This is a genomic window from Micromonospora sp. NPDC005220 (assembly GCF_040607895.1).
Taxonomy (GTDB): Bacteria; Actinomycetota; Actinomycetes; order Mycobacteriales; family Micromonosporaceae; genus Micromonospora.
On record NZ_JBEXHP010000164.1, the window covers coordinates 1 to 9,497 of the forward strand.

At 75.2% G+C, this 9,497-nt stretch carries 2 protein-coding genes; both read right to left on the reverse strand.

Features of this window, described 5'->3' with window-relative positions; all coding sequences use genetic code 11:
• Positions 1-3,988: beta-ketoacyl synthase N-terminal-like domain-containing protein (locus ABZU52_RS30490; protein ID WP_354974390.1), on the reverse strand; the 3,988-nt coding region annotated here is incomplete at its 3' end.
• The coding region (locus ABZU52_RS30495; protein ID WP_354974391.1) for an SDR family NAD(P)-dependent oxidoreductase at positions 3,985-9,497 on the reverse strand (5,513 nt) is incomplete at its 5' end. The genes ABZU52_RS30495 and ABZU52_RS30490, both read right to left, overlap by 4 nt.

The window sequence follows — 9,497 nt, forward strand, 5'->3', positions numbered from 1 at the left end:
CGCCGAGCCGACCGTTCGCGCCGGTGACCGGGGTGGCGTCGTTGTCGATCACCGCGCCGGGGCCGGCCGGCACGACGTCCAGCCGGGGGCCGTGGGCCCGGCCGTCGCGGACCGCGACCTCGGTGGCACCGGCCACGATCGCGGCGACCGCCACCGAACCGTCGCCGGCGTCGTCGGCCAGGGCGAACCGGTCCGGGTGCTCGGCGCGCGCCGAGCGGATCAGGCCCCACACCGCGGCTCCGGCGACCCCGGCGGCGGGAATCGGGTCGTCCGGGCCGACCGAGACCGCGCCCCGGGTGACGAAGACCAGCCTTGAGCCGGCGAACCGCTCATCGGCGAGCCACGCCTGCGCCGCGGCGAGCGCGGCGTGCGCGGCGGCGTGCGGTTCGTCGTGCACGACCGGCAGGAGCACGGTGGCGGGTACGGGGTCGACGCCGGTGACCGCGGTCGGGTCGGCGAGCACCCAGTCCCCGGCCGGCACCGGCGCGGCGACGGGCAGGGGCTCCCAGACGAGGCGGCGCAGCGGCGTCAGGGTGGCGGGCAGCGGACGGGTGGTCAACGCCTCGACGTCGACGACGGGCCGCCCGGCGGGGTCGGTCACGGCCAGCGACACGGTGCCGTCGCCGGTCGTGCGGAGCCGGGCGCGCAGCGCTGTCGCGCCCGTGGCGTGCAGGGTGACCCCGGTGAACGAGAACGGCAGGCGGCCCGGCACGTCGTCGGCCGCCGTGGCGGCCATGGCCTGCAACGCGGCGTCGAGCAGGGCCGGGTGCAGTCCGAAGCGGCCGGTGTCGGTCCCGAGTTCCGGTGACAACTCGACGTCGGCGTACAGGTCGACGCCGGCCCGCCAGAGCGCGCGCAGCCCCTGGAACGCGGAGCCGTACCGGAATCCGGCCGCGCTGAGCCGGTCGCGCAGCAGGTCCACGTCGACAGGTTCGGCGTCGGCGGGCGGCCAGTCGCCGGGCGGCGTGGCCGCCGCGGGTCCGCCGGGTGCCAGGACGCCGGTGGCGTACGTCGTCCAGGGTTCGTCGCCGTCCTCCGGCCGGGCCCACACGGTGGCGGCCCGGCGGCCTGCCTCGTCCGCCGCGCCGACCGCGACCTGGAGGTCGACGCCGCCCCGGTCGGGCAGGGTCAGCGGCGCGGAGATGACCAGCTCGTCGACGCGCCGGCAGCCGGTCGGAGCGCCCGCCTGGAACAGCAGTTCCAGTACGGCGGTGGCGGGCAGCAGCACGGTGTCGCGGACCGCGTGGTCGGCGAGCCACGGGTGGGTCACCCGCGCGACCCGGCCGGTGCACACCAGTTCCCCGGCACCGCCGGCCAGGCTGACCGTGACGCCGAGCAGCGGGTGGCCGGTCGGTCCGGCGGACGGCGGCGCGTCGAGCCAGTGCCGCCGACGCTGGAAGGGGTACGTCGGCAGGACTGTGGGTCGACCGCCGGGCACCGGGCCGAGCGTTGCGGCGCCGCGTACCTGCGCCTCCGCCACGGCCCGTAGGAAGCGGTCGGGGTGGCCGTCGTGGCGGTGCAGCGACCCGATCGCGGCGGCGTCCGTGGGCATCGCGGCGAGCAGGACGGGGTGCGGGCTGACCTCGACGAGCAGGTCCTGTCGCAGTCGGTGGATCACCGGGCCGAACCGGACCGTGTGCCGCAGGTTGCGGTACCAGTAGTCGGCGTCCAGTGGCACGGGCTCGTCGGTGACCGTCGAGTGGAACGGCACCAGCGCCTCGCGCGGCCGGATGTCCGCGAGGGCCGTCAGGATCTCGTCGCGGACCGCCTCCACCTGCGGCGAATGCGACGCGTAATCGACGGCGATCCGCCGTGCACGGGGTTCGGCCGCCAGGAACCGCTCCACCGCGTCCACGTCACCGGACAGGATCGTGGAATCCGGGCCGTTCACCGCCGCCACCGACAACTCGCCCGGGTCCACGTCGGCGAACGGCACCGACACCATCCCACCCCGACCCGCGATCGCCCGCAACGCCCGACTGCGCAACGCCACCACCCGCGCCGCGTCCTCCAGGGACAACGCGCCCGCCACGTACGCGGCGGCGATCTCCCCCTGCGAGTGCCCGACCACCGCGGACGGCTGCACACCGTAGGACCGCCACAACGCGGCGAGGGACACCATGACCGCGAACAGGGCCGGCTGCACCACGTCCACCCTGTCGAGGGGGCCCGCCAGCGCGTCGCGCAACGACCAACCCGTGTACGGGCGCAGCGCCTCGTCGCACGCCTGCATCTGCGCGGCGAACACCGGCGACGAGTCCCACAGCTCCACACCCATCCCGGTCCACTGCGAACCCTGACCGGGGAAGACGAACACGACGCGGCGGGTGCCGGCCGGCGCCGTCGCGCGTACCGTGGCGGGCCCCGGCGCTCCGGCGGCGAGTGCGCGTAGCTCGCCGACGAGCGTCTCCCGGTCGCCGGCCAGCACCACCGCGCGCTCGGTGAGGCGGGCCCGGCCGGTGGCGAGCGTGTGTGCCACGTCGACCAGCCGGGGTGCGGCCGTGACGTGCGCGGCGAGCCGGTCGGCCTGCTCGCGCAGCGCCGCGTCGTCGCGGGCCGACAGCGGGTACGGCAGGAGCCCGTCCACCGGGGGCAGCTCGGGCTCGGCGGGAACCTCCTCGATGATCGCGTGGGCGTTCGTACCGCTGGCCCCGAACGACGAGACCCCACCCCGGCGCGGCCGGTCGGCGCCGGCCGACCAGGGCGTCTGCTCGGTCAGCAGCGACACCGCACCGGCCGACCAGTCGATCCGGCTGGACGGCTCGGCGGCGTGCAGGGTGCGCGGCAGCACGCCGTGCCGCAGGGCCAGCACGGTCTTGATGACCCCGCCCACCCCGGCGGCGGCCTGGGTGTGGCCAATGTTCGACTTCAGCGACCCCAGCCACAGCGGTCGTTCCCGCTCCTGCCCGTACGTGGCGAGCAGCGCCTGCGCCTCGATCGGGTCGCCGAGCGGGGTGCCGGTGCCGTGTGCCTCGACCACGTCGACGTCCTGGGTGGACACCCCGGCGTCGGCGAGCGCGGCGCGGATGACGCGTTGCTGGGCGGGCCCGTTGGGGGCGGTCAGCCCGCTGCTCGCGCCGTCGGAGTTGATCGCGGTGCCGCGGACCACGGCGAGCACCGGGTGGCCGTGCCGGCGGGCGTCGGAGAGCCGCTCCAGCAGCAGGATGCCGGCGCCTTCGGCGAAACCGGCCCCGTCCGCGCCCTCGGCGAACGCCTTGCACCGCCCGTCGCGGGCGAGCCCGCGCTGGCGGGCGGCCTCGATCAGCATGTTCGGGGTGGCCATCACCGTGACGCCGCCGGCCAACGCCATGGCGCAGTCACCGTTGCGCAGCGCCCGTACGGCCAGGTGCAGGCTGACCAGCGAGGACGAGCAGGCCGTGTCGACGGTGACCGCCGGCCCCTCCAGGCCGAGGACGAACGCGATCCGGCCGGAGGCGATGCTGCCGGCGCTGCCGTTGGCGAAGTAGCCCTCGCTGCCCTCGGGCGCCCGGGGCAGGCGGGCGGCGTAGTCGTGCGACATGACACCGGCGAACACCCCGGTCTGGCTTCCGCGCGCCGCTACCGGGTCGATGCCGGCGCGCTCGAACGCCTCCCACGAGATCTCCAGCAGCAGGCGCTGCTGGGGGTCCATCGCGACGGCCTCGCGCGGGCTGATCCGGAAGAACGCCGGCTCGAAGTCGGCGGCGTCGTGCAGGAAACCGCCCGCCCGGGCGTAGCAGGTGCCGGGCCGGTCCGGGTCGGGGTCGTACAGGGCGTCGAGGTCCCAGCCCCGGTCGGTCGGGAAGCCGGCGACCGCGTCGCCACCGGCGGTCAGCAGCGACCAGAGGTCCTCGGGCGAGCGCACACCGCCGGGGTAGCGGCAGGCCATCGACACGATGGCGATCGGCTCCCGGTCGCGGTTCTCCAGGTCGTGGATGCGTTCCCGCGCCGAGGCCAGGTCGGCGGTGACCCACTTGAGGTAGTCGAGCAGCTTCTCCTCGTTGCTCATCGCAGGCCACCTTCCTGGGCGGTGGAGCGGCCGAGCTTCTCGTCGATGAAGGCGAAGACCTCGTCGGCGCTCGCGTCGCCGAGCACCGCCCGCTCGGGCGTCACCGGTACGGGCGCGGGGGCCGGCCGGGGCTGCACCGGCGTCAGGAGGGTCGCGAGGTGCTCGGCGAGCCGCTGGGGCGTGGGATTGTCGAAGACGAGCGTGGCCGGCAGCCGCAGGCCGGTCACGGTGGCCAGGCGGTTGCGCAACTCGACAGCGGTCAGGGAGTCGAAGCCGATCTCGAGGAAGCCGTGCGTCTCCGGGACGGCGTCGGCGGCGCCGTGCCCGAGCACCGCGGCCGCGTGCGCGCGGACCAGGTCGAGCAGGGAGTCGGGCGAGTGGGGTGTGCCCCGGACCGCTGGGGGGATAGCAGCGGCCCGGGGCACGGCGCGGACCCGGGGACCACCTAGGTCGCGCAGGAGGGCGGACGCTCCTGGCTCGGGGAGCGCCGCCGGGTCGAGGCGGGCGGCGACGACGGTCGGCGCCGCCATCGCCAGCGCGGCGTCGAGGAGGGCGAGCCCCTGCGCCGGGGTCAGCGCCAGCACGCCGGCGCGGCGTACCCGGGCGAGGTCCGCATCGGTGAGGTGCCCGGTCATCCCGCCGCCGCCCTCCCACAGGCCCCAGGCGACGGAGACCGCCGGCAATCCCTGGGCCCGGCGGTGCTGGGCGAGGGCGTCCAGGAACGCGTTCGCCGCCGCGTAGTTCGCCTGCCCCGGACGGCCGAGGACGCCGGCCGCGGCGGAGAAGAGCACGAACGCGGTGAGCTTGTCGTCGCGGGTCAGCTCGTGCAGGTGCACCGCCCCGTCGATCTTGGGTCGGGCGACCCGGTCGATCTGATCGGCGGTCATCGTCTCGACCAGGCCGTCCTCGAGGACCCCGGCCAGGTGGACCACCGCGGTCAGCGGGTGCGCGGCGGGAACCCGCCCCAGCAGTCGCGCAACCGCGTCCCGGTCGCCGACGTCGCAGGCTTCGACGGTGACGCTCGCGCCGAGCGCGCCGAGTTCGGCCACGAGGTGTTCGCCGCCACCACGGCGGCTCGTCAACAGCAGGTGCCGGACGCCGTGCGCGGTGACCAGGTGCCGGGCGACCAGGCCGCCGAGGGCGCCGGTGCCGCCGGTGACGAGGACCGTCCCGTTGGGATCGCGCGCGTCCCAGCGCTCGCGCGGCGGCGTGGTCCGGACCAGTCGGGGTACGAGCGGCGCGCCGGCGCGGACGGCCAGTTGCGGCTCGGTCGCGGTGAGCAGGTCGGGTAGCGCCCGCCACGACGCGGGCCGGTCGTCCACGTCGACGAGGAGGAACCGGTCCGGATGTTCCGACTGCGCGGAGCGGACGAATCCCCAGACGGCGGCGTGGGCCAGGTCCGACACGTCGGCGTCCGGGCCGGTGGCCACCGCGTCGCGGGTCACGATCACCAGGCGGGACGCGGTCAGGGCCGGGTCGGCGAGGAACGCCCGTACCAGGTCGAGGACCCGGTGCACGGCCGAGCGGGCCGACACGGTCGGGCCGGGGGTGTCGGACCGACACGTCACCAGCACGTACCCGGGGGCTGGTGCGCCCTGCGCGACCGCGCGACTCAACGCCGCCAGGTCGGCGTGCACCGGTGCGTCGCCGGCCAGTGCCAGCGGGTCGGGGCCGACGACGACCCGGTCGCCGGGGGTCGGGGCGGCGGCCGGGGTCGACCACGCGACGCGGAACAACGCGTCGGCCGGCAGCGCGGTCAGTGGCCGGCTCACCAGCGACGCCACTGTGGCTACCGGCGCGCCGGTGCGGTCGTACAGGGCCAGCGACACCGCGCCCTCCGGGGTGTGGCGCACCCGCACCCGGACGGCGGTCGCGCCGGTCGCGTGCAGCCGGACCCCGGTGAAGGTGAACGGCACCCGGGCGGGGTCGCCGGGCGCGACCCCGGTGACCGCCGCAGCGTGGGTGGCGGCGTCGAGCAGCGCCGGGTGGATCCCGAAGTGGTGGGCGTCGAGCCCGTCCGGGAGAGTCACCTCGGCGAGGGTCTCGTCGCCGTGCCGCCACACCGCCCGCAACCCCTGGAACGCCGGCCCGTAGGTCAGCCCGCTACCGGCCAGCCGGTCCAGGACGTGCCGCGGGTCGACCGGTTCCGCGTCGGCGGGTGGCCAGGGGGCGTCGTCGGCCGGCGGCGGGGGCCCGTCGTCGGGCAGCAGGGCGCCGGAGGCGTGCACTGTCCATTCCGGACCGGTCCGCGAGTGCACGGACACGGCACGGCGGCCGTTGTCGTCGGGGAGGCCGACGACCATCTGCACCGTCGCGGGCGGGTGCAGCGGGGCGTGCAGGGTCAACTCCTCGACCTGACCACCCGCGCGCAACACCATCTCCAGCAACCCGGTGCCGGGCACCAGTGCGGTTCCCTCGACGGCGTGGTCGGCCAGCCAGTCCCCGGTGACGCGGCCGTCGAACCGGAGGCCCTGCGCCCAGGACACGGGCTCGCCCAGCCAGCCGGGCAGGGTGCCGTCCAGCCAGTAGCGGCGCCGTTGGAACGGGTAGGTCGGCAGGATCACCCGGTGGGCGTCGCTGCCGGCGAACACCGCCGGCCAGTCGACGTGCGCCCCGCGCGCCCAGGCGCGGGCCACCGAGTCCAGCAACCGTCGTGGCCCGCCGTCGTCGCGGCGCAGCGTGCCCAGCTCACGGGCCAGGATCGGATGTGGACTGACCTCGATCAGGGTGTCCATCCCCGCGACCGCGTCGGCGTAACGCACCGTCTCCCGCAGATTCCGGAACCAGTACTCCCCATCCAGGCCGGCGGTGTCCAACAGCCCACCGGTCACCGTGGAATGGAACGGCACGTCGGACGAGCGCGGTGCAACGTCCGCCAGCGCGGTCAGGATCTCGTCGCGAACGGCGTCGACGTGCGGCGAATGCGACGCGTAGTCGACGGCGATCCGCCGGGCTCGCGGCTCGGTGGCGAGGAACCGCTCCACCGCGTCGATGTCGCCGGACAGGATCGTGGAATCCGGGCCGTTCACCGCCGCCACCGACAGGTCGCCCGGATCGGGATCGGCGAACGGCACCGACACCATCCCACCCCGACCCGCGATCGCCCGCAACGCCCGACTCCGCAGCGCGACGATCCGGGCGGCGTCGTCCAACGACAGGGCACCCGCCACATACGCGGCGGCGATCTCCCCCTGCGAGTGCCCGACCACCGCCGACGGCTCGACACCGTAGGACCGCCACAACGCGGCAAGCGACACCATGACCGCGAACAACGCCGGCTGCACCACGTCGACCTGGTCGAGTGGCCCGGCCAGGACCTTCCGCAACGACCAACCGGTGTACGGACGCAATGCGTCCTCGCACGTCCGCATCTCGGCGGCGAACGCCGGCGACGAGTCCCACAGCTCCAGACCCATCCCGGTCCACTGCGAACCCTGACCCGGGAACACGAACGTCACCCGACCATCACCGGCCCGAACCGGCAGGTCCTCCCCCAGCACACAGCGCCACGGCAACGCCGCCCGACCCACCGCCAACGTGAACGCCACGTCCACCGGCCGCAACTCCGAACCTGAGGAGGACGGCGACCCGGCGGAGGTCCCCTGCCGCAGCCCCGACACGGCGGGTGGGGCAGACCGCAGCGTCGACAACGCCCGGATCTGATCGGCGAGGGCTTCCGGGGACGCCGCCGACACCACCCACGGCGCCGTCCCGGCGTCGGACGGGCGGATGACCATCGACGGCGTGTGTGGCAGTGACGATTCGGGCGTCACCTCCGGCCGCGCCGACGTCGATGCGGGCGCGGTGACCGGACCTGCCTCCACGACCACGTGCGCGTTCGTCCCGCTCATCCCGAACGCCGACACACCCGCCCGCCGCGGACCCGCCCAGGGCACCTCATCGGTCAGCAGACGCACCGCACCCGCCGACCAATCCACCGCCGACGTCGGACGGTCCACATGCAACGACCTCGGCAACACCCCATGACGCATCGCCAGCACCATCTTGATCACCCCGGCCACACCCGCCGCCGCCTGCGTGTGACCCAGATTCGACTTCACCGACCCCAACCACAACGGCCGATCCCGGTGCTGCCCGTACGCCGAGATCACCGCCTGCGCCTCGATCGGATCACCCAACCGGGTCCCCGTACCATGCGCCTCCACCACGTCCACGTCGACCGGCGACAGGCCCGCATCCGCCAACGCCGCCGCGATCACCCGTTCCTGCGCCGGACCACTCGGCGCTGTCAACCCGTTCGACGCGCCGTCCTGATTCACCGCCGACCCCCGCACCACCGCCAACACCTGGTGACCCAGTCGACGCGCGTCGGAGAGCCGTTCCAGGACCAACCAGCCCACACCCTCCGACCAACCCGTACCGTCCGCCGCCTCGGCGAACGACTTGCACCGCCCGTCGGCCGCCAACCCCCGCTGCCGGCTGAACTCGACGAACACGTCCGGGGTCCCCATCACCGCGACTCCGCCGGCCAACGCCAGGTCGCACTCTCCGCGCCGCAGCGCCTGCCCGGCCAGGTGCAGCGCCACGAGCGACGACGAACACGCCGTGTCCACGGTCAGCGCGGGGCCCTGCAGGCCGAGCACGTACGACACCCGCCCGGAGAAGACGCTCGTGGCGCTGCCGGTCAGCTGGTAGCCCTCCACCTCGGCGGGTACGGCGACCGACCCGCTGCCGTAGCCCTGGGGCGACGCGCCGACGAACACCCCGGTACGGCTGCCGCGCAGCGACCTCGGGTCGATACCGGCCCGCTCGAACGCCTCCCACGACGTCTCCAACAGCAGTCGTTGCTGCGGGTCCATTGCCGTCGCCTCACGCGGGCTGATCCCGAAGAACCCCGCGTCGAAGTCGCCGGCACCCGCCAGGAAGCCGCCCTGGCGCACGTCGCTGCGCGCGGCGCGGTCCGGATCCCATCCCCGGTCCTGCGGGAACGGCCCGCGCACGTCCCCGCCCTCGCGGATCAGCCGCCACAGGTCCTCCGGGGAGGTCACCCCGCCCGGGTACCGGCAGGCCATCGCGACGATCGCGATCGGCTCGGTGGGGTCGGTGGACGCGACCGGTACGGCGTCCTCGACCTCGTCGTCCAGCCGGGCGGCGAGCGCCGCCGCCAGCGCCGCCGGGGTGGGGTGGTCGAACACGACGGTGACGGGCAGCGGCAGGCCGGTCCGCTCCCGCAGGAGACGGCGGAGTTCCACGGCGGTGAGCGAGTCGAAACCCAGGTCGCTGAAGGCGCGGTCGGCCTCGATCTCGTCGACCGAGTCGTGGCCGAGGACGGCCGCCGCGTGTTCGCGGACGAGGTCGAGCAGGAACCGGTCGCGGTGCGCGGCCGGGATCGGCGTGGGGTTCGCCGTCGTCGGCGCGGCCGGCTCGACCAGGCCGGCCAGCAGCGGGCGGGGTCGGGCGGCGGCGAAGGTGGCCCCGAAGGTGTCCCAGTCGACGTCGGCCACCGCGCAGGTGGTCTCGTCGTCGGCGACGACGCGCCGGAGCACGG